This is a genomic window from Ferrovibrio terrae, from assembly GCF_007197755.1.
GTDB classification, from domain to species: Bacteria; Pseudomonadota; Alphaproteobacteria; order Ferrovibrionales; family Ferrovibrionaceae; genus Ferrovibrio; species Ferrovibrio terrae.
In genome coordinates this window covers 2718467-2738648 of the sequence record NZ_CP041636.1, presented here as the reverse complement: position 1 = coordinate 2738648, position 20182 = coordinate 2718467, and the positions used below count along the sequence as shown (strand labels likewise).

The 20182-nt window shown below is 65.3% G+C and carries 17 protein-coding genes; all 17 read right to left on the bottom strand.

The features are described 5' to 3' along the window. Positions 1 to 94: 94 nt before the first annotated feature. Positions 95 to 1054 carry a UDP-3-O-acyl-N-acetylglucosamine deacetylase gene (gene lpxC / locus FNB15_RS13340; RefSeq protein ID WP_246068685.1) on the bottom strand — a complete coding sequence of 320 codons (960 nt, stop codon included), beginning with the start codon at positions 1052 to 1054 and terminating at the stop codon, positions 95 to 97. 165 nt (positions 1055 to 1219) lie between these two features. Further along, complete coding sequence (ftsZ, locus tag FNB15_RS13335; protein ID WP_144069172.1) at positions 1220 to 2965, bottom strand: cell division protein FtsZ; 1746 nt, start codon at positions 2963 to 2965, stop codon at positions 1220 to 1222. 120 nt (positions 2966 to 3085) lie between these two features. After that, positions 3086 to 4327, bottom strand: a complete 1242-nt coding sequence (gene ftsA, locus FNB15_RS13330) for a cell division protein FtsA (RefSeq protein WP_144069171.1) — start codon at positions 4325 to 4327, stop codon at positions 3086 to 3088. A gap of 32 nt (positions 4328 to 4359) precedes the next feature. Next, a complete protein-coding gene (locus tag FNB15_RS13325) occupies positions 4360 to 5286 on the bottom strand; it encodes a cell division protein FtsQ/DivIB (protein WP_144069170.1) in 927 nt (308 codons plus the stop codon). After that, positions 5274 to 6188 carry a D-alanine--D-alanine ligase gene (locus tag FNB15_RS13320; RefSeq protein ID WP_144069169.1) on the bottom strand — a complete coding sequence of 305 codons (915 nt, stop codon included), beginning with the start codon at positions 6186 to 6188 and terminating at the stop codon, positions 5274 to 5276. Before FNB15_RS13320 ends, FNB15_RS13325 begins: the two co-directional genes overlap by 13 nt. Further along, on the bottom strand, positions 6185 to 7114 hold the full coding sequence (murB, locus tag FNB15_RS13315; RefSeq protein WP_144069168.1) for a UDP-N-acetylmuramate dehydrogenase: 930 nt from the start codon (positions 7112 to 7114) through the stop codon (positions 6185 to 6187). Before murB ends, FNB15_RS13320 begins: the two co-directional genes overlap by 4 nt. Beyond that, entirely contained in the window at positions 7111 to 8544 is a 1434-nt protein-coding gene (gene murC, locus FNB15_RS13310; RefSeq protein WP_144069167.1) for a UDP-N-acetylmuramate--L-alanine ligase, read from the bottom strand. The genes murB and murC overlap by 4 nt, the downstream gene beginning before the upstream one ends. Then, positions 8541 to 9716, bottom strand: a complete 1176-nt coding sequence (gene murG, locus FNB15_RS13305) for an undecaprenyldiphospho-muramoylpentapeptide beta-N-acetylglucosaminyltransferase (protein ID WP_144069166.1) — start codon at positions 9714 to 9716, stop codon at positions 8541 to 8543. The genes murC and murG overlap by 4 nt, the downstream gene beginning before the upstream one ends. Further along, entirely contained in the window at positions 9713 to 10837 is a 1125-nt protein-coding gene (gene ftsW / locus FNB15_RS13300; RefSeq protein WP_144069165.1) for a putative lipid II flippase FtsW, read from the bottom strand. The genes murG and ftsW overlap by 4 nt, the downstream gene beginning before the upstream one ends. Next, positions 10834 to 12219, bottom strand: coding sequence for a UDP-N-acetylmuramoyl-L-alanine--D-glutamate ligase (gene murD / locus FNB15_RS13295; protein WP_144069164.1), 1386 nt, complete (start codon positions 12217 to 12219; stop codon positions 10834 to 10836). The genes ftsW and murD overlap by 4 nt, the downstream gene beginning before the upstream one ends. Positions 12220 to 12226: 7 nt before the next feature. Then, the gene (gene mraY / locus FNB15_RS13290) at positions 12227 to 13312 is read right to left on the bottom strand and encodes a phospho-N-acetylmuramoyl-pentapeptide-transferase (protein WP_144069163.1); all 1086 of its coding nucleotides are present in this window, start codon (positions 13310 to 13312) and stop codon (positions 12227 to 12229) included. A gap of 29 nt (positions 13313 to 13341) precedes the next feature. Then, positions 13342 to 14769 (bottom strand): UDP-N-acetylmuramoylalanyl-D-glutamyl-2,6-diaminopimelate--D-alanyl-D-alanine ligase, encoded by a 1428-nt coding sequence (locus FNB15_RS13285; RefSeq protein WP_144069162.1) that lies wholly within the window; start codon positions 14767 to 14769, stop codon positions 13342 to 13344. Next, complete coding sequence (locus FNB15_RS13280) at positions 14769 to 16259, bottom strand: UDP-N-acetylmuramoyl-L-alanyl-D-glutamate--2,6-diaminopimelate ligase (RefSeq protein ID WP_246068684.1); 1491 nt, start codon at positions 16257 to 16259, stop codon at positions 14769 to 14771. The genes FNB15_RS13285 and FNB15_RS13280 overlap by 1 nt, the downstream gene beginning before the upstream one ends. Further along, positions 16246 to 18111, bottom strand: a complete 1866-nt coding sequence (locus FNB15_RS13275; protein WP_221932648.1) for a peptidoglycan D,D-transpeptidase FtsI family protein — start codon at positions 18109 to 18111, stop codon at positions 16246 to 16248. The genes FNB15_RS13280 and FNB15_RS13275 overlap by 14 nt, the downstream gene beginning before the upstream one ends. Then, positions 18111 to 18617, bottom strand: a complete 507-nt coding sequence (gene ftsL, locus FNB15_RS13270) for a cell division protein FtsL (RefSeq protein WP_144069160.1) — start codon at positions 18615 to 18617, stop codon at positions 18111 to 18113. The genes FNB15_RS13275 and ftsL overlap by 1 nt, the downstream gene beginning before the upstream one ends. Continuing rightward, complete coding sequence (gene rsmH, locus FNB15_RS13265) at positions 18614 to 19555, bottom strand: 16S rRNA (cytosine(1402)-N(4))-methyltransferase RsmH (protein WP_144258758.1); 942 nt, start codon at positions 19553 to 19555, stop codon at positions 18614 to 18616. The genes ftsL and rsmH overlap by 4 nt, the downstream gene beginning before the upstream one ends. 74 nt (positions 19556 to 19629) lie before the next feature. Next, positions 19630 to 20103, bottom strand: coding sequence for a division/cell wall cluster transcriptional repressor MraZ (locus tag FNB15_RS13260; RefSeq protein ID WP_144069159.1), 474 nt, complete (start codon positions 20101 to 20103; stop codon positions 19630 to 19632). Between the last annotated feature and the right edge of the window lie 79 nt (positions 20104 to 20182).

Genomic DNA, 20182 nt, shown 5'->3' with positions numbered 1-20182 from the left:
GCGCAAGCGGGGCTTTTTCTTTTGCGGACACGGTCCCCGGACATGAAAAGCCCCGCTTGCGCGGGGCTTTTTGCAATCCGTTAGAACGCGCTGATTACAGCGCCGCTTCGGCAGCGATCTGGCGCTGGCGACCGGCGGCGACATCGACCACCGGCATGATCCGGGCGGTTTCGCGTACCTTGGTATGCGTGGTCCAGGCGAAGGCGCTCTGGTCGGCGAACAGCGCCTTGAGCAGCTTGTTGTTGACGGCATGACCCGAGCGGCGACCGATATAGCGGCCGATCAGCGGCGCGCCGGCGAGGTAGAGATCGCCCAGGGCGTCGAGAATCTTGTGACGCACGAATTCGTCGTCATAGCGCAGGCCGTCATCGTTCAGGATGCGGTCATGACCCAGCACAACGGCATTCTCGAGCGAACCGCCGCGGGCGAGGCCCATGGCGCGCAGCTGTTCGACTTCCTGCACGAAACCGAAGGTACGCGCACGCGCGATATCGGCCTTGAAGCGGCCCGGTTCCAGCTGGAATTCGGCGCTCTGGCGGCCGATCATCTTGTTGGCGAATTCGATTTCGAAATCGATGGTGAAACCATCGGCCGGCAGCAGCGTGGCGGTGGCATTGCCTTCGCTCACTTCAATGGCTTTCAGCACCTTGAGATACTTGCGCGGGGCGACCTGCTCGATCGCATCGGCGCATTCGATCAGGAAGACGAAGGGCGCGGACGAACCATCCATCACCGGCACTTCGGGGCCGTCGATGTCGATCAGAACGTTGTCGATCCCTAAGCCGGCCAGTGCAGCCATCAGATGCTCGACGGTGCCGATCGAGATGCCTTCGCCGGCAGCGACCGTCGTGCACATGCGCAGGTCGGTCACCTGGTCATAGCGGGCGCTCACCAGCGGACGGCCCGGCAGATCGACGCGGCGGAACACCACGCCGGTATCCGGGGCAGCAGGATTCAGCACCAGCGTGACCTTCGCACCGCTGTGCAGGCCGATGCCCGAGCACTTGATGCGGTTCTTCAGTGTCTTCTGGGCAATCTTGCCGGTGTTGAGCACTGGGCGAACTCCTTGAACTGGATCGCGAATCGGACAGAATTCGCGCAAAAGAAAACCGGGGATGGTTTTACCAACCACCCCCGGCTTCAACAAATCACTCTGTGTTACCAGTTGTAACGCCGCTTTTATTAACAAAATCCTACACTTAGCGGCGGTTTTCGATGCTCAGTTGGCCTGCCGGCGCAGGAAGGCCGGAATGTCCAGCAGATCGTCCTGCGGCCGGGTCGGTGTGGCCCGTTCCGCCGTTGCGGTCAGGCCGAGATCGGCCTGGCGCGGCGGTTCGACCCGCACGGTGGCCGCAGGCGCCGCAACCGGGGCGGCCGGCTGGCGGGTGAACTGCGGTTCGGCCTGACGATGCATCGGGGCCGGCTCGGCCTCGGTGCGGCGGGCCGCGCCGGTGATACGGTCAAACAGGCTGGCCTTCTTCTTCGGCTCGACCGGCTTGTTGACCATGTCGGCTTCGGCGAACGGATCCGGCTGACGCATCGCGGCAGGCGCCTGGACCGGCGCCGGCATCGACTGTGCAGCCGGCGGCATGAATGCCGCCTGCACCGCCTGGGCCTCGGCCAGCTGCGCAGCGAAGGGACGCGGCGCGGTTGGTTCAGCCACCGGAGCGGCGGCGACAAAAGCCGCCGGGTCAGCCGCGAGCGGCATGTCCGGCGCGATCATCGCGCTTTCCGGAAGGGCAGCAGGCTCCGGCAGTTCCATCGCGGGTTCCGGAATGATCGCAACCGGTTCCGGCATGGCCAGGGCAGTTGCGCCAGCCGTCATCGGTGCGGGCGCCACGATGGTCTGCGCGACGACAGGCTGAGCCGCCTGCATGGTGGCCGGAGCTGCAGCCGAAACAGCCGGACGCGGCAGGGCGCCGAAGTTGACCGGCTTGGCCTGCGGCGGGGTCACCAGACGCAAGCTGGGTGCAGCCTGCGGCTGGCTGGCCAGCTGCGCGGCGGCGTCGATGCCGGTGGCGACGACGGAAACCCGCATGCGGCCTTCCATATTCGCATCCAGCGTCGAACCGACGATGATGTTGGCTTCCGGATCGACTTCCTCGCGGATGCGGTTCGCGGCTTCATCAACTTCGAACAGCGTCAGGTCCGGGCCGCCGGTGATGTTGATGAGCACGCCGCGGGCGCCCTTCATCGAGATATCGTCCAGCAGCGGGTTGGCGATGGCGCGCTCGGCGGCCTCGATGGCGCGATGATCGCCCTCGGCCTCGCCGGTGCCCATCATGGCCTTGCCCATCTCGCTCATCACCGACCGCACGTCGGCGAAATCGAGGTTGATCAGGCCGGGCATCACCATCAGATCGGTGATGCCGCGCACGCCCGACTGCAGCACGTTGTCGGCCATCTTGAAGGCATCGGCGAACGTGGTCTTCTCGTTGGCCACCCGGAACAGGTTCTGGTTCGGGATGATGATCAGAGTGTCGACATACTGCTGCAGTTCGCGGATGCCAGCCTCGGCCAGCTTCATGCGCTGGCTGCCTTCAAACGAGAACGGCTTGGTCACGACACCCACGGTCAGGATGCCCATTTCCTTGGCAGCGCGGGCGATCACGGGGGCCGCACCGGTGCCGGTGCCGCCGCCCATGCCAGCCGCCACGAAGGCCATATGGCTGCCCTGCATATGCTCGATGATCTGGTCGAGCGACTCTTCGGCCGAGCCGCGGCCGACTTCCGGACGGGCGCCGCAGCCCAGGCCTTGCGTCAGGGCGGTGCCCAGCTGGATACGCCGCTCGGTGAGCGACATGTTCAGCGACTGGGCATCGGTGTTCGCCGCAACGAACTCCACACCCTCAAGCTGAGCCGCAATCATATTGTTGACGGCATTGCCGCCGGCGCCGCCGACGCCGAAGACGACGATGCGGGGTTTCAGTTCCCGCGTGGTCGGCATGCTCAAATTGATACCCATGTTCTCCTCCAGGGTTACAAGTTGCTTTGAACAATGTCGTCGCATGATGCAAGCGACATTGAAAAAATCGCGTGGTTGCTGGTGATTTTTTGAACGGTCTCCATTGTCTTCACCACACGATCAGAAATTGGCCCGCAACCAGCGGCCGATTCGCGAAATCGCGCCGTTGGGTGCGGGCTCAGGTTCGGGCAGACGGATCATGCGCTCGGCCGCCTGCTGTTGAGCGTAAGAGAGCAAACCGGCACAGGCCGAGAAGGCCGGACCGCCGGTTGCCTCTGCCAGGCCGCCGACACGGATCGGACGGCCCAGGCGCACTTGCTTGTCGAGAATGCGGGCGGCGAGTTCGCGCACGCCCTGCAGCTGGCTGGCGCCGCCGGTGAGCACCACGCGGCGGCCGGCCAGCTTCTCGAATCCGGATTGCGCGAGTCGCTCGCGCACCTGCTCGAGGGTTTCCTCGAGTCGGGGTTTGATGATGCCGGTCAGAATCGAGCGCGGCACCTGGTTATGGGCATGATCGTCGGTCTCGCCCACCTGGGGAACGTCGATCGTCTCGGTATCGTCTGACGGCGACGGCAGCACCGTGCCGTACAGCGTCTTGAGCCGTTCGGCATGGGCCAGCGGAGTCGAGAGGCCACGGGCGATGTCGTTGGTGACATGGTGGCCGCCGAGCGGCACGACGTCCACATGGACCAGCTGCCCGTCGTAGAACACGGCCAGGCTGGTGGTGCCGCCGCCCATATCCAGCAGGGTGACGCCGAGATCCATCTCGTCCTCGACCAGGCAGGCGAGGCCGGCGGCAAACGGCGACACGATTCGCCCGGCGATGCGCAGGTGGCCTCGCGCGACGCAGGTGGCGAGATTGCGCAGCGGGCCCGAGCCGGCGGTGATGACATGCATGTTCACGCCAAGGCGTTCGCAGGCCATGCCGCGCGGGTCCTTGATGCCACGCGACCCGTCGATGGTGTAGCCGACGGGAATCGAATGCACGATCTCACGATCGCCCGGATGTTCGTGGCGGCGGCCCTGGTCGAGCACCAGGGCGACGTCATGCTCGGTGACTTCGTGGCCGTCGATGGCGACTTCGACGCCGACGCTGTGCGACTGCGGGTTGCCGGCATTCACGCTGACGAACACGTCGCGGATGGTTTCCCCGCACATGCGCTCGGCGGTTTCCACTGCGGCGCGGATCGACTGCTCGGCGGCATCCATGTCAATCACATTGCCATTGCGCAGGCCGCGCGACAGCTGGTGGCCGATGCCGATGACGCGGAGCGTGCCGCCATCGCTGCGCGCGATGAAGCAGCAGACTTTGGACGAGCCGACATCCAGGGCGGCAATCAGTCCGTTGCGCGAGACAGCCATGGTCTAGTTCCCCCTGCGAGCGATGCGCATGTTCATGTCCGTTTCCCCGCCTTGCGCGGCGTATTGGTGGTTGGCGGCGGTGGTTCGGCTTCCGGGTTCAGCTGCACGATCAGCCGATCCTCCAGCCGCAGGTCGACCACCTTGATGTCGCGGCGCAGCAGGCCATGGCTGCGCTCCAGTTCGATCAGTCGTGCCCATGCAGTCGCTGCACCTTCTTCCGGAAGACGCGCGACGATGCCGTTGTCGAATTCGACGTCCCAGCGGCGGTTGCGCACCCGGATCGCATTGACCACGCGCGAGGCCAGCACCGGCTCGCTCTGCAGCATGTCGAGCAGGTCATGTGCCTTGTCGGATGCGCCCTCGCCCACCAGCAGGAAGAGGTTGTGGAAGTCGGCGCGGTCGCCCTCTTCCAGCACCTTGCCTTCGGCATCGATCAGGTAGACGCGGCCGTCGATCTGCCAGCGCGCAAAGGCATCGCGCTCGACGATCTCGATATGCAGCGTATCCGGCAGCTGGCGCCAGATCGTCGCCTGCTTGACCCAGCCGATCGATTCCACGCGACGGCGGATGCCATCGAGGTCGAGCGAGAGGATCGGATCGCCGCGCTCGACGCCGACCGCATCGGCCAGTGCTTCCAGCGGCGCATGCACGCGGCCCTGCACATTCACCTCGCCCAGCCGCATGTCGACGGTGGCGCCGGCATCGCCGATCATGTCCTGCGCCGCCAGCCGCGCCTGTGCCGGGAGATCGGTCTTGAGCCAGGCATAGGCACCACCGCCGGTCAATGTGGCGACGAGCAGCACCGCGACCGTCTGCTTCACGCGACGCCACAGCACCGACTTCGGACGCTTGCGCGCCGGCGGCAGCGGACGGCAATAGCCCTTCGGGCGTGCCGGCGGCAATGTCGGGGCGCAGGGCGCGCAGGGGCGGTCGTCGGGCAGAACGACTAGCGATCGCATGAGGCGTCCTCCACCATCCAGCGCACCAGCTGGCCGAACGAGATGCCCTGATGGGCGGCGATTTCCGGCACCAGCGACAGCGGCGTCATGCCCGGCTGGGTGTTGATTTCGAGCAGGAAGAACTTCCCGCTGCCGCCTTCGGTATCGTCATAGCGCCAGTCGGAGCGCGTGACACCACGGCAGCCCAGCGTCTGGTGCGCCTTGAGCGCCAAGGCGCAGATCTCGTCGTAGATGGCTTGCGGCAGCGGCGCTGGCATCAGGTGCGTGGCCTTGCCGTCGGTGTATTTCGCCTCGTAATCGTAGAAGCGGCCATGCGCCTTGATCTCGATGGCGCCCAGCACGCGATCGCCCATCACCGCGATCTGGATTTCGCGGCCGGGGATATATTGCTCGACCAGCACATGCTCACCGAAATGCCAGGTGGCGTCGTCCTGCGGCTGATAGTTGTCGCCGTTAAAGACGATATGCACGCCAACCGACGAGCCTTCGTTGAGGGGTTTGATCACATACGGGAACGGCATCACCGGACCGGCGCGGAAAGCCGAGCGGTGCACCACCTGGCCATTGGCCATCGGCAGGCCGTGGTTGCGCCAGATATCCTTAGCCATCGGCTTGTTCATCGCCAGCGCCGAGGCCAGCACGCCGGAATGCGTATAGGGAACGGCGAGCAGTTCCAGCAGGCCCTGCACCGTGCCGTCTTCGCCGAAGGGGCCATGCAGCGCATTGAAGGCGACATCGGGCTTGAGCGCCGAGAGTTTCGTGGCGAGGTCACGGTCGACATCGATCTCGCTGACCTTGAAGCCCTCGTCTTTCAGCGCCTTGGACACGGCGCGACCGGAGGTAAGCGAGACCTCGCGCTCCGACGACCAGCCACCCATCAGGACCGCGACATGATTCTTCATGCGCCGGCTCCTTTGCCAATGCGCTTGATTTCCCAGCGCAGCTCGATGCCACTCTGCGCCTTCACGCGCTCGCGCACGGTCTCGCCCAACGTTTCGAGATCGGCGGCCGTGGCATTGCCGCGGTTGATCAGGAAGTTGCAATGCTGTTCCGACACCTGGGCATCGCCGACCACCAGACCACGACAGCCGGCCGCATCGACCAGCTGCCAGGCCTTGTGACCTTCCGGATTGGCGAAGGTGCTGCCGCCAGTGCGCGAGCGGATCGGCTGGCTGCCTTCGCGAGCGGCCTGGATCTCGTCCATGCGCTTCTGAATCTCGGCCTTGTCGCCGGGACGGCCCTTGAGGCGGCAGCTGAGGAAAATCCAGTCTGCCGGCACGCCGCAATGGCGATAGCCGAATTTCATGTCTGCCAGCGTCAGGCGATGCAGGTTGCCCTGCCCGTCCAGCGCTTCGGCCCAGAGCAGCACATCCTTGAACTCGGTGCCGTAGGCCCCGGCATTCATGCGCAACCCGCCGCCGACCGTGCCGGGAATGCCGCGCAGGAATTCCAGGCCGGCAATGCCATGCATCTGCGCGGTCTGCGCCACATTCACGTCCAGCGCGCCGGCACCGGCGATGATCTCATCGCCTTCGGCCTCGATCTCGACGAAGCCGCGACCGAGCCGCAGCACCACACCGTCGATGCCGCCATCACGCACCAGCGTGTTGGAGCCGACACCGAGCACGGTGACTTGCACATCCTTCGGCTTGGTCTTCAGGAAGGCGATGAGATCGTCGCGATCGGCCGGACGGAACATTGCTTCGGCCGGACCGCCGACGCGGAACCAGGTGATCTCGGCCAGGCCGGCATCGGCCGACAGCCGGCCGCGCACGGCGGGCAGCCGCGCGATCAGACCTTCCTGCCGGACCAGCTCTGCCGCCATCATGCGGCCCCCTCGTCGTAGAGCGCCTGCAACTCGCCGGGCAGCGCGTTGGCCCAAGTGGTGATATTGCCGGCGCCGAGACAGACGACGAGATCGCCTGCCGAGGCTTCCTGCTTCGCCAGTTCGGCCAGTTGTTCGGGCGACTGCAGCGCCAGCACGCGGCGATGACCGCGGTTGCGCAGGCCTTCGACCAGCGCGTCGCGACTGACGCCTTCGATCGGGGCTTCTCCCGCGGCATAGACATCGGTGACGATCACCGTGTCGGCATCGTTGAAGCAGGAGCAGAAATCCTCGAACAGGTCACGCAGGCGGGTGTAGCGGTGTGGCTGCACCACAGCGATGACCTTGGCTTCCGGGCGCTCTCCCAATGCAAGGCGCGCGGCCGACAGCACAGCCGAGATTTCCACCGGATGGTGGCCGTAATCGTCGACCACCGTGATACCGGCGGCCTCGCCAGTAATGGTGAAACGCCGCTTCACACCGCCGAAACCGCCGAGCGCCTTCTTCACCACATCGCCGCTGAAGCCCATTTCCTTGGCTATCGCTGCAACGACCAGAGAATTCTGAACGTTGTGGCGACCGAACATCGGCAGATGGATGCCGGTGATGGTATCGGACGTGCCGCGCGTGCGGTCGGTGATCTGCACGTCGTACAGCGCGCCACGACTATCGAAGGTGACATTCACCGCGCGCACGTCGGCCTGCGGCGAGAAACCGTAGGTGATGACGCGGCGATCGGTGATGCGGCCGATCATGGCCTGCACTTCCGGATGATCGATACAGAGCGTGGCAAAACCGTAGAAGGGAATGCTTTCGACGAACTGCTTGAAGCCGTCGCGCACCTTGTCGAAGGTACCGTAGTGGTCGAGATGCTCGGGATCGATATTGGTAACCACCGCAATCGTGGCCGGCAGCTTCAGGAAGGTGCCGTCGCTCTCGTCGGCTTCCACCACCATCCATTCACCGGCACCGAGGCGTGCATTTGTGCCATAGGCGTTGATGATGCCACCGTTGATGACGGTCGGATCCATGCCGGCAGCTTCGAGCAGTGCGGCGACCAGCGAGGTGGTCGTGGTCTTGCCATGCGTGCCCGCAATCGCAATAGCCCATTTCAGGCGCATCAGTTCGCCCAGCATTTCGGCGCGGCGCACCACCGGGATCAGGCGTGCGCGGGCTGCCTTCACTTCCGGGTTGTCGGCCTTCACGGCGGTCGACACCACCAGCACTTCGGCGGCAGCGATATTTTCTTCGCGCTGGCCCTCGAACACCTTGATGCCGAGATCGCGCAGGCGCTTGACGTTATAATTGGCGCTGAGATCCGAGCCCTGCACCTGATAGCCGAGATTGTGCATCACCTCGGCGATACCGGACATGCCGATGCCGCCGATGCCCACGAAGTGGATGATGCCGATATCGAGCGGTAAAGCCCTCACGCCGCGGTCCTCTTGACTGAATGATCCTGAGCCGCCGACTGCGCATTCGCAGCAGCACGACGATGTTCGGTGGCAACGCGCTCGACCAGATCGGCAAGCGCCTGGGCCGCCAGCGGCCGGCCGACGCTGCGCGCATGCGCCGCCATGTCGGCCAGCTGCGCCGGATCGGCCAGCAGATCGTTAAAAGCCATGGCGACGCGCTCGGGCGTGAACTTGTCCTGCGCAATCACCTCCGCGCCGCCGGCATGAGCGAGCGCCTGGGCATTGGCGGTCTGGTGATCGTCCATCGCATGGGCATAGGGCACCAGCAGGCTGGGACGGCCGATCACCGCTATCTCGGCGGTGCTGCTGGCGCCGGAGCGGCTGACCACCAGATGCGCGACGGCAAGCCGCTGCGCCACATCGCTGAAGAAGGTCGCGGTTTCGGCCTGGATACCGGCAACGGTGTAGGCGGCGCGCACGCGATCCAGGTCTTCCGCGCGGCACTGCTGCACGATACGCAGGCGCTTCTTCATCTCGGGCGGCAGGCTGGCGAGCGCGGCAGGCACAGAGTCGGAGAGCACACGCGCACCCTGGCTGCCGCCCAGAATCAACACACGCAAAGACTGGTCCGGCGCGGTATAGGGCACATCTGCCGCAGCGAGAATGGCCGGACGCACCGGGTTGCCGGTGACGGTGACGACGGCCTGCTCGGGCAGGAAATGCGTGGCCGGGAAGGATGTGGCGATGCGGGCCGCGAAACGCGCGACCAGGCGATTCACACGCCCGAGCACGGCATTCTGCTCATGCACCACGATGGGAATCTTGCGCAGCTTTGCGGCGAGCAGCAGCGGCAGGGCCGGATAGCCGCCGAAGCCGACGACCGCGACAGGCCGCGTCAGGCCCAGCAGGGTCAGCGCCGAGACCACGCCGTGGCCGATTTCCACGATGCTCATCAGCTTGCCAACCGCTGAACGCCCGCTCGGCGTGCCGGCGGGAATGCGATAGAGCGGCAGTTCCGGCAGGTTCTGGCCAAAGCCCTGGCCGCGCGTGTCGGTGACAAGGCCGACGCGATGGCCGCGCCTGAGCAGCTCGGCTGCCAGCGCCTCGGCCGGAAAGACATGTCCGCCGGTGCCACCGGCCGCAAGCAGGATCGGATTTTCAGCAGTGCCAATATTATGCGGAGCAGTCATCGCGCCCCTCCACTCTCGGGCCGCCAGCGGGTCAGCGCCAGCAGCATGCCCATGGCAAAGGCCAGCGCCAGCAGCGACGAACCGCCATAGGAGATGAAGGGCAAGGTCATGCCCTTGGTGGGCAGCAGATGCAGATTGACGCCGATATTGATGATCGCCTGCAGACCGAACTGCGTGGTGAGGCCGGCGGCAGCCAGCAGCACGAACAGGTTATTTTCGGTCATCAGCCGCGAGAAGCAGCGCAGCACGATGAAGGCGAAAATGCCAACGATGAACAGACAGGCGAACAGGCCGAATTCCTCGCCCGCGACAGCGAAGATGAAGTCAGTATGCGCATCAGGCAGCACGCTTTTCACGGCGCCCTCGCCCGGACCACGGCCCCAGACGCCGCCAGCGGCAAAAGCCTCCATGGCGCGTTCGATCTGGTAGTTCTCCTTAGCCGCCGGATCGAGGAAGCGATCGATGCGGCTGGCGACATGCGGGAAGATCAGGTAGGCGCCGAAGATGCCGGCAACGCCGAGCGCGCCCAGTGCCAGCACCAGCACAATCGGCAGGCCCGCGATGAAGAACTGCGCCATCCACACCGCCGTCACCACCACGGCCATGCCGAGATCGGGCTGCAACAGCAGCACCCCGACCACCAGGCCGACGAGCGCGGTAGAGATCGCCCAGCCCGGGAAGCCGGTGCCCTTGCGCCACTCCGCGAACAGCCAGGCGGCGACCACGGCAAATGCCGGCTTGACGAATTCCGACGGCTGCAGCGACAGGCCGCCGAAGTTGATCCAGCGATGCGCGCCCTTCACCTCGACGCCCATCACGAAGGTAAGGCACATTCCGACCAGTGCGCCGGCGAAGACCACCATGGCCACACGGCGGATGCCGACCGGATCGAGCAGCGATGTGGCAACCATGATCAGCAGCGCCGGCACCAGGAAGACCATCTGGCGCTGCACGAAATGGAAGTTGGCCAGGCCGATGCGGTTTGCCACCGCCGGTGATGCCGCAAGCGTCAGCACGGTACCGACTGCGATCAGCACGGCTATCGCCACCAGCAACCAGCGGTCGACGGTCCACCACCAGCGGCCGAGAATGGACGTGTCAGTGCGCGAGAAGGTGATCATGCCGCGGCTCCTTGTTCACTTGCGCCGCGTTCCTGCACCAGGCGGATGAATTCGTCGCCGCGGTGCTCGAAACTCTTGAATTGGTCGTAGGAGGCGCAGGCTGGCGAGAGCAGCACCACGGCATCCTTGATGCGATCCTTGCGCGCCGCCGCCAGCGCGTCGTCGAGCGCCTTGTCCAGAGTGCCGCAGAGCGCATGCGGCACATTGCCCAGCGTGGCGGCGAAATCGCCGGCTGCCTCGCCGATCAGGCTGGCGCGGCGGACGCGCGGGAACAGCGCCTTCAGGCTGGCAATACCACCGTCCTTGGCCTTGCCGCCAGCAATCCAGTAGACATTCTCGAAAGCGGCCAGCGCTTTTTCGGCGGAGTCCGCGTTGGTGGCCTTGGAGTCATTGATGCAGGAAATGCCGTCGATGCTGCCGACGCGCTGCAGGCGATGCTTCAGGCCCGGGAAGCTGGTAATGCCGGCACGGATGGTTTCGGCATCCAGCCCGGCGGCGCGCGCGGCGGCGAAAGCAGCGGCGATATTCTGGCCGTTATGCGAACCGGGCAGAGCCGGGAAATCGAGCGCGAAGACGGCCTTGCCATTTTCATACAGCTGGCCGTCCAGGGCGCTGACGCCGCGGGGCAGGATTTCGCGGATCGAGATCGGCGTAATGGTGCGGCCGGTATTGTCCTTCACGAGGGCTGCATGAATGGCGCGGCAGTAGTCATCGTCTACGCCGATCACGGCGGTGTCGCCCGCGCTCTGTCCGGCGAAGATCCGCGCCTTGATGGCGGCGTAGTTGTCCATGCTGCCATGGCGATCCAGATGATCGGGCGTGATATTCAGCAACAGCGCGATGCGCGCCTGCCAGCTTGGCGTCAGGTCAATCTGGAAGGACGACATCTCGATCACATAGGTGCCGTCTTTCGCGCTTTCGAAGCGCGGCAGTTCCAGCACGGCCTGGCCGATATTGCCGCCCATCGCAATCAAACGCCCCGCGCCCCGCAGCACATGCGACAGCAGCGCCGTGGTGGTCGACTTCCCGTTGGTGCCGGTGATGCCATAGACGGCAGGCTTCAGCTCGCGCAGCAGCAGTTCGATATCACCGACGATCGGCACACCGGCGCGCTGCGCATTGGCCACCACCTGGTTCGGTACCGGATGGGTCAGCGGCACGCCCGGCGCCAGCGCCAGGCCGGCGCAACCGACCAGCGCGCCCTCATGCAGCTGCATCGGCTGGAAGCCGGCCACGGCGGCGGCGGCACGCGAAGACTCAGTGTCATCCCACAAACGCACCTCGGCGCCGCCGGCCAGCAGCGCGCGGGCTGTCGCCAGCCCGCTGCGTGCCAGGCCAAATACCGCCCAGGTCTGTCCGCGTGTATGGGTGAGAGCGATCATTCCAGGATCACCGCAGCTTCAGGGTCGAGAGGCCGACGAGCGCCAGGATCACCGCGACGATCCAGAAGCGGATCACGATGGTCGGCTCTTTCCAGCCCTTCTTTTCGTAATGGTGATGCAGCGGCGCCATGCGGAAGACGCGCTTGCCGGTCAGCTTGAAGCTGGCGACCTGCACCATCACCGAGACGGTCTCGAGCACGAACAGGCCGCCGATGATCGCCAACACCAGTTCGTGCTTGACGATGACGCTGACGGTACCGAGCGCGCCGCCGAGGCTGAGAGATCCCGTATCGCCCATGAAGACCATGGCGGGTGGCGCATTGAACCAGAGGAAGCCGATGCCGGCGCCGACCAGCGCGCCGCAGAAGACCGCGAGCTCACCTGCACCGGCGACATTGTGAATCTGCAGGTAATTGGCGAAGACGGTGTTGCCGACCAGGTAGCAGATCAGGCCGAAGCTGGCGGCGGCGATCATCACCGGCACGATGGCCAGACCATCCAGGCCATCCGTCAGGTTCACGGCATTCGACGCGCCGATGATCACGAAGGCGGCGAACGGCATCATGAACCAGCCGAGATTGAGCAGCACGTCTTTCAGGAACGGCACGGCCAGGCTGGTATTGAGCGGAGCGGCGGCGATCTGGTTGATCCAGACGGCGGCGACGCCGGCGATCACGACCTGCAGGACGAGCTTCAACTTGCCCGGCACGCCTTTTGGATTCTGCTTCGTCACTTTCAGATAGTCATCATAGAAGCCGATCAGACCGAAACCGAAGGTGACCAGCAGCACGACCCAGACATAGCGGTTGCTCAGATCGGCCCAGAGCAGCGTGCCGGTGCCGATGCCGAGCAGAATCAGGAAGCCGCCCATGGTGGGCGTGCCGCGCTTGGTCAGATGGCCTTCGGGACCGTCCTCACGGATGGGCTGGCCCTTGCCCTGCTTGGCGCGCAGCCAGTCGATCAGCGGCTGGCCGATCACGAAGGACAGCACCATGGCGGTGAGGATCGCGCCACCGGTGCGGAAGGTGATGTAGCGAAACAGGTTGAGGACGTTGATCTCGTCCGCCAGCGGATACAGCAGGTGATACAGCATTCTTCCAGACTTTCCTCTGTTCCCTGGCCTTACCAACCGTTGGCGGCGCGCGGCTGCGGCGCCGGATTCAGCATGTCTTCGACGATCTTGCCCATGCGGCTGCCGAGCGAACCCTTCACGAGCAGCACATCGCCAGAGCGCACGGCCCGGCGCAGCGGCTGGATCAGTTCGAGCGAATTGGGCGCGTAATGCCCACGCATCTGTGGTGGCAGCACCTCGTACAGTCCCTTCATCAGCGGACCGCAGGCAAACACCAGATCGATCTTCTCACGCACCAGATCGGCAGCGAGACCAACATGCGCCGCCTGTTCCTCGGGGCCGAGTTCCAGCATGTCACCGATCACGGCAATGCGGCGGCCGCGCGTGTTGCTCGGCTTGGCCATCGCCAGCACGGCGAAAGCGGCGCGCATGCTGGGCGGGCTGGCATTGTAGCTGTCGTCGATCAGATCGAGCTGGCCGCCGTCGCGCCAGTCGAGCGTATGACGTTCGCCGCGGCCCTTCGGTGCAGTGACATCGGCCAGCGCCATGCCGGCCTCGGCAAGATCGCCGCCGGCGAGATGCACGGCTGCCAGCACACCAAGCGCATTCAGCACCCAGTGCCGGCCAGGCGCACCGATCTTGAAGGTCATCGGATGACCGAGGATTTCGGCGGCGACGCAGGAGCAGGCGGAATGCGGCGCGTATTTCACCAGCTTGGCCTGGGCCTCGGGATGCTCACCAAACCCGATGACTTCGGCAGCGCCGGCCGCGCGCGCCGCGGCAGCGATACGCTCGAAATGTGGCGTGTCGCGGTTGATGATGGCGACGCCGCCCGGCTCTAATCCTGCAAAGATTTCCGCTTTGGCATCGGCGATACCTTCGATGCTGTCGAAGTTCTCCAGATGCACCGGCTCGATGGTGGTGATGATGGCGATATGCGGCCGCGCCAGTTTCGACAGCGGCGCGATCTCGCCAGCATGGTTCATGCCCATCTCGATCACGGCATAGCGCGTATCGACCGGCATGCGGGCCAGCGTCAGTGGCACACCCCAGTGATTGTTGAGATTGCCGACCGACGCATGCGTCGCGCCCTGCTGGCTCAATACATGCCGCAGCATTTCCTTGGTCGAGGTCTTGCCGACACTGCCGGTCACGCCGATCACCCTGGCGGCGGAGCGCTGGCGCGCCGCTGCGGCCAGATCGTTCAATCCCTGGAAGGTATCCTTCACCCGCAGCAGGTTGCCGCCCGGCAGAGTCTGCGGCCCACTATCAACCATCGCGGCGGCGGCGCCCTTGGCTAGCGCATCGGCGACGAAGACATGGCCATCGAAGTTCGGGCCACGGATGGCGATAAAGAGATCGCCGAAGCCGACCGTGCGACTGTCGATCGACACACCCGATGCCGTCCAGAAACCGTCGCCCTGTCCATGCGTGGCAGAGGCAGCTTCGGCAGACGTCCACAGCGCGAAAGCTTCCATTAACCTTTACCTCCGTATGGTGCGCTGCCCGAACCAGACACTTCTTCCACCGCAGACACGGCTTCGCGCGCCACCAGAAGGTCGTCGAACGGACGCACCTCACTGCCAACGATCTGTCCCTGTTCATGGCCCTTGCCGGCAATCAGCAGCAGATCGCCAGCTTGCAATTCATTCACTGCAGCAAAGACCGCAGCGCGACGGTCGCCGATCTCGGTCGCGCCTTCCGCTACTGCCATGACAGCAGCGCGAATGGTAGCGGCATCTTCGGTGCGCGGATTGTCGTCGGTGACGAAGACGCGGTCGGCGAATTTCGTCGCCACCTCGCCCATCAGCGGACGCTTGCCGCGATCGCGATCACCGCCGCAGCCGAACACGACCACCAGGCGCTGCATGGTGTGCGGGCGCGCGGCCTTCAGCACGGTTTCCAGCGCATCAGGGGTATGTGCGTAATCGACAAAGACGCTGGCGCCGTTCTTGCGCTGCGCCGCCTTCTGCATACGGCCCGGCACGCCATCCAGCGAACCCAGCGTTTCCCAGGCCGCCGCGGCATGCACGCCGCAACCGACCACGAGGCCGAGTGCCGCCAGAACGTTGCCGGCCTGGAAGCCGCCGATCAGCGGCAGGTCGACATGACGGCGCACGCCAAAAACTTCGGCTTCCACCTGCAGGCCACTGGCATGCGGCACGGCCGACAGGAGCTTGAGTTCGGTGCCGAGCTGGCCATAGCGGATCAGGCGCTGGCCACGGCGCGTGCAGATCTGCTCGACCTTGGCGCCAAGCGCGGAATCCATGTTGATCACGGCAGCGCCGTTCGCCGGCAGCAGCATCTCGAACAGCCGCAGCTTGGCATTGAAGTAGTCTTCGACCGTCGCATGGTAGTCCATGTGATCGCGGGTCAGATTGGTGAAGGCGGCGGCCTGCGGCCTGATGCCGTCAAGGCGGAACTGATCGAGACCGTGACTGGAAGCTTCGAGCGCCAGGTGCTCGACGCCGGCCTGTTGCGCCATGCTCAGCAATTCATGCAGGCGCACCGGATCCGGCGTGGTATGCGCCACCGGAACATCCAGCCCCGCACCATGCAGGCCGAGAGTGCCGAGGCTGGCGCTCTTGTGGCCAAGCCGTGCCCAGATCTGCGCGGTGAAATTCGCCACCGAGGTCTTGCCATTGGTGCCGGTGACAGCCGCGATATGCCGGGGCTGGGCACCGAAGAAGCTGGCCGCCATCAGCGCCAGGCGACGGCGCGGATTGGAATCGGTGACGAAAGCGATCTGGTCGGCAAAGGCCTGGTCGACATGATCGCTCAGCACCGCAACCGCGCCCGCGCGTCGCGCATCCGGGATGAAGCGGTGGCCATCGGCCTGCGTGCCCTTGAGGGCGGCGAAAACATAACCCGGACGCACGGCACGGCTGTCGGCGGTCAGGCCGGCGACATCCAGCGCGGCGGCGCGGGGATCGAGCGGGAGATCGGCGCAGAGATCACTGAGACGCAAGTTTCTTCTCCTGCGTCTTGATAATGGTGTTGGCCGGCACTGCGCTTGTAGCAGTAGGTGTATTGAAATTCGGCATCGGCTGGCCCGGCACCGGCACATACATGGCCTGGCGCATGGCCGGCGAATTTTCGTCCACCGGCGGTACGCCCAGAATCGGTGCAATGCGATTGATCACGCGGCCGATGGCCGGTGCGGCGGTCCAGCCGGCGGTGGCGAAGCCGTAGGTGCTCTTCTGGCCCTTCGGTTCGTCGATCATGATCTGCACGACGTAGCGCGGGTTGTGCATCGGGAAGCCGGCCACGAAAGTGTTGAACAGCGCCTTCTTGTTGTAGCCGCCGCGATCGTTGACCTTTTCCGAGGTGCCGGTCTTGCCGCCGACCAGATAGCCTTCGGCGGCCGCCTTCTTGCCGGTGCCGTCTTCGACGACGAGAACCATCAGCTTGCGCATCACGTCGCTGACCTCGCGACGCAGTACCTGACGGCCCGGCGCCGGCATGCCCTGTGGGCGCTTGATCAGCGTCGGCGGATGCAGCACGCCGCCATTGATGATGGCCGAGGTAGCCGTGGCGAGCTGCAGCGGCGTAACCGACAAGCCATGGCCGAACGAAATCGTCATCGTCTCAACGGTCTTCCACTGGCGTGGAACCAGCGGCGCGCCAATCTCGGGCAATTCCAGCGCGGGCTTGTTCAGCATGCCCATGCGCTGCATGAATTCGCGCTGGCGTTCCGGGCCGACATCGACCGCCATCTTGGCCGAGCCGATGTTGGACGAGTACATGAAGATTTCCGGCACGCTGAGCCAGCGGTTCTTCGGATGATCGTCCTTGATGGTGAAGCGCGAGATCTGGATCGGCCGGCTGGCGTCATAGCCGCCGCTCAGTTTGACGCTGCCGTAATCCAGCGCCATCGCCGTGTTCAGCGTCTTCATGGTCGAACCCATTTCATAGACGCCGAGCGTGATGCGGTTGAACCGCGACTCCTTGCTCGCCGTGCCGGGTTCGGCCGGGTCGAAATCAGGCAGGCTGACCAGCGAAATGATCTCGCCGGTATAAATGTCCATGACGATGCCGCCGCCGCCGATGGCGTTGAAATACTCTATCGTCTTGGCAATCTCGTCGCGCATCACATGCTGCACGCGCAGGTCGATGCTGAGCTCAAGCGGATCGCCGGTGCGGGTCGGGTCCTTGAGCTGCTCATCGAAATGCTGCTCGATGCCGGAGATGCCCCTGCCATCGATGTCGGTGTAGCCCACGACATGCACGCCAAGCGCGCCCTGCGGATAGATGCGGCGCTGCTCGTTGTGAAAATAGAGGCCCGGAATGCCGAGGCGGTTGACTTCATACTGCTCACGCGGCGTGAGGCCACGCTTGAGCCAGACAAAGCTCTTGCCCGAGGCCAGCTTGGCCTGCACTTCACCAACGGGCAGTTCGGGCAGCGCCTGTACCAGCCGCGTGGCAGCCCCGGCGGCATTCTGCACCTTGCGCGGATCGGCATAGAGCGAGGCTATCTTCAGGTTGGTCGCCAGAATCTGACCGTTGCGATCGACAATCGGCTGACGCTCCATCAGCGCCGTCTTCGCACCCAGCTCAGGATTGAAGCCGCGCGCCACGGCGGGCTCGGCAGCACTGCGGATCACAGTGAGTTCGACCAGACGGCCGCCCAGCACCAGGAAGGCCAGCGAGAACAGACCGATGCCGATCACCAGACGGCCGCGGCTGGCATCCAGTGCCTGTTTGGCGGCACCTTCCAGGCGCACCATCGCCGGGCTGCCCGGCATGTCGGCCGGCGTGCAGGGCGGACGCGGCTTGACCTTCGACTGCTGGTGCTTGGGCGTGCGGCGGAACAGACCCATCACTGAGCCCTCCGCGGTTCTTTGCCGCCGCGCTGCATCGCGCCGAGCACGGCGGCGACTTCGGCATCAAAGGCAGGCGCTTCGGCAGCGACCGGCTTGTTCGGAATCTGGGCGGCGACCTGCATGGAAGACACGGGCGCAACCGGTGCAGGCGCGGCAGCCATCGGCGGCAGCGCGGGCGCAGTGACAGCCGGCGCCGGCTGCGGGCCCCCGACAGCAGGGCCACGATCCTGGCGCCAGGGCAGCGCCTCGATGGCAACGATGTCCTTCGCAGTGGTGCTGCGCATCTCGAGCAGGCGCTGCGCCTTGTCCTGCAGGTAGTCCGGACGGCTCAGATAGCTCCATTCGGCCTGTAGTACGCCGATGGTCTCGCGTTCCTGGCTGAGCGCACGATTAAGCTCGATCAGTTCTTCTTCCAGGCGCTGCACCTCATAGGACAGCTGATAGAGGCCGAACGACACGACGGCCAGCAGAAGCAATGCGATGATGGACAGGCCGCGGCTCATGCTGCCTCCCGCATATCATCATCGGGCCAGGCCGGCGCAGCGGTGCGCTTCGCGGCACGCAGTTTGGCGGAACGGGCGCGCGGATTGGCGGCAGCCTCGGCGTCCGTCGGCGCCAGCGCGCCCTTGTGCAGCAGTTCAAAGCTCGGCGCGCGCGCCGCCACCGTGGCCTGCGGCAGATGGCGCGAACTGCCGGTCTGCTTGCCGCAGCGGCGGTCGAGGAAATGCTTCACCACGCGGTCTTCCAGCGAATGGAACGACACCACGGCGAGGCGACCTTCCGGCTTCAGCAGCTTTTCGGCGGCCACCAGGCCGCGACGCAGTTCGCCAAGCTCATCGTTCACCACGATGCGCAGCGCCTGGAAGGTGCGGGTCGCCGGGTTGATGCCCGGCGTGGCACGCACCACGCGGGCGACGATCTGCACCAGCTGACGTGTGCGGGTGATCGGAGCCTCGATGCGGGCAGCGACGATGGCGCGCGCAACCGCGCGGGCACGGCGCTCTTCGCCGTAAAGATAGATGATGTCGGCCAGCTCGGCCTCGTCGCGGGTATTGACGATATCGGCAGCGGTTTCGCCCTGGTCCGACATGCGCATGTCCAGCGGGCCATCCTGCTGGAAGGAGAAACCACGGTCGGCCTGATCGATCTGCATCGAGGAAACGCCGATATCCAGCGCCACGCCATCCACGCCCTGGATGCCAATCTCGTTGAGCAGCATGTCCATGTCGCCAAAGCGGCCAGCCAGCAGGCGGAAACGGCCGGGATTGGCGGCCGAAACGCGGTCGGCATGAGCCTGCACGGTGGGATCGCGGTCGATGCCGATCACCTGGCACTCCGCCGCGGCCAACAGGGCCGAACTATAACCACCCGCACCAAAGGTCCCGTCCACAAGCACTTCACCGGCACGCGGCGTCAACGCCGCGACGACCTCACCGCACATCACGGAGAGATGAACCGTTCCTGCGGCTTTTTCATGGCCGTTTTTGTCTTGCGGACGAAAACGGTCCGCCGTGCTCACGCTTTTGCCCCCGTATCCGAGGGACCGCCATTGCGCAGCCAGGCCGCGGCCTTCGCTCGCGCCTCGCTGGCGCGTGCCTCCCAGGCCTTCGGCTCCCAGATCTGGAAGCTGTGGCGGCGACCGACGAAGACCGCCTCGCCCGGCGACGCCAGGCCGGCATGATCGAGGAACTGCGGCTGCAACTGGATGCGGCCTTCCTGGTCGAGGTTCAGTTCGTTCAGGAAGGGCAGCAGGCCGTCGATCAGCATTTCGCGTTCGGGATGCAGATCGGGCAACTCGTCGATGCGGCGGTTGACGCCGTCGAGGTAGTCGCGCCCGCCAGCGACCAGCGCCGGGGCAGTGATATCGGGACCGAGGATCAGGCCGCCCTCGGGCTGGCGGCGAGTCAGCAGGGCGCGATACGGCGCCGGCACCGATACACGGCCCTTGGCGTCGATCCGATTCTTGAAGGTGGAGAGAAACAGCTCCACGCCGCGCCCCCGCGCTCTCTCCCGGCGAACTGCCCCCCTTGGGCATCCTGACCTGGGATGACATGGGATAACATGGGCC

Bases quoted from the DNA above. Each gene is read 5' to 3' on its own strand.
- ftsZ (WP_144069172.1), bottom strand. From the start codon at position 2,965: ATGGGTATCAATTTGAGCATGCCGACCACGCGGGAACTGAAACCCCGC.
- ftsA (WP_144069171.1), bottom strand. From the start codon at position 4,327: ATGGCTGTCTCGCGCAACGGACTGATTGCCGCCCTGGATGTCGGCTCG.
- FNB15_RS13325 (WP_144069170.1), bottom strand. From the start codon at position 5,286: ATGCGATCGCTAGTCGTTCTGCCCGACGACCGCCCCTGCGCGCCCTGC.
- FNB15_RS13320 (WP_144069169.1), bottom strand. From the start codon at position 6,188: ATGAAGAATCATGTCGCGGTCCTGATGGGTGGCTGGTCGTCGGAGCGC.
- murB (WP_144069168.1), bottom strand. From the start codon at position 7,114: ATGATGGCGGCAGAGCTGGTCCGGCAGGAAGGTCTGATCGCGCGGCTG.
- murG (WP_144069166.1), bottom strand. From the start codon at position 9,716: ATGACTGCTCCGCATAATATTGGCACTGCTGAAAATCCGATCCTGCTT.
- ftsW (WP_144069165.1), bottom strand. From the start codon at position 10,837: ATGATCACCTTCTCGCGCACTGACACGTCCATTCTCGGCCGCTGGTGG.
- murD (WP_144069164.1), bottom strand. From the start codon at position 12,219: ATGATCGCTCTCACCCATACACGCGGACAGACCTGGGCGGTATTTGGC.
- mraY (WP_144069163.1), bottom strand. From the start codon at position 13,312: ATGCTGTATCACCTGCTGTATCCGCTGGCGGACGAGATCAACGTCCTC.
- FNB15_RS13285 (WP_144069162.1), bottom strand. From the start codon at position 14,769: ATGGAAGCTTTCGCGCTGTGGACGTCTGCCGAAGCTGCCTCTGCCACG.
- FNB15_RS13275 (WP_221932648.1), bottom strand. From the start codon at position 18,111: ATGGGTCTGTTCCGCCGCACGCCCAAGCACCAGCAGTCGAAGGTCAAG.
- ftsL (WP_144069160.1), bottom strand. From the start codon at position 18,617: ATGAGCCGCGGCCTGTCCATCATCGCATTGCTTCTGCTGGCCGTCGTG.
- rsmH (WP_144258758.1), bottom strand. From the start codon at position 19,555: ATGTGCGGTGAGGTCGTCGCGGCGTTGACGCCGCGTGCCGGTGAAGTG.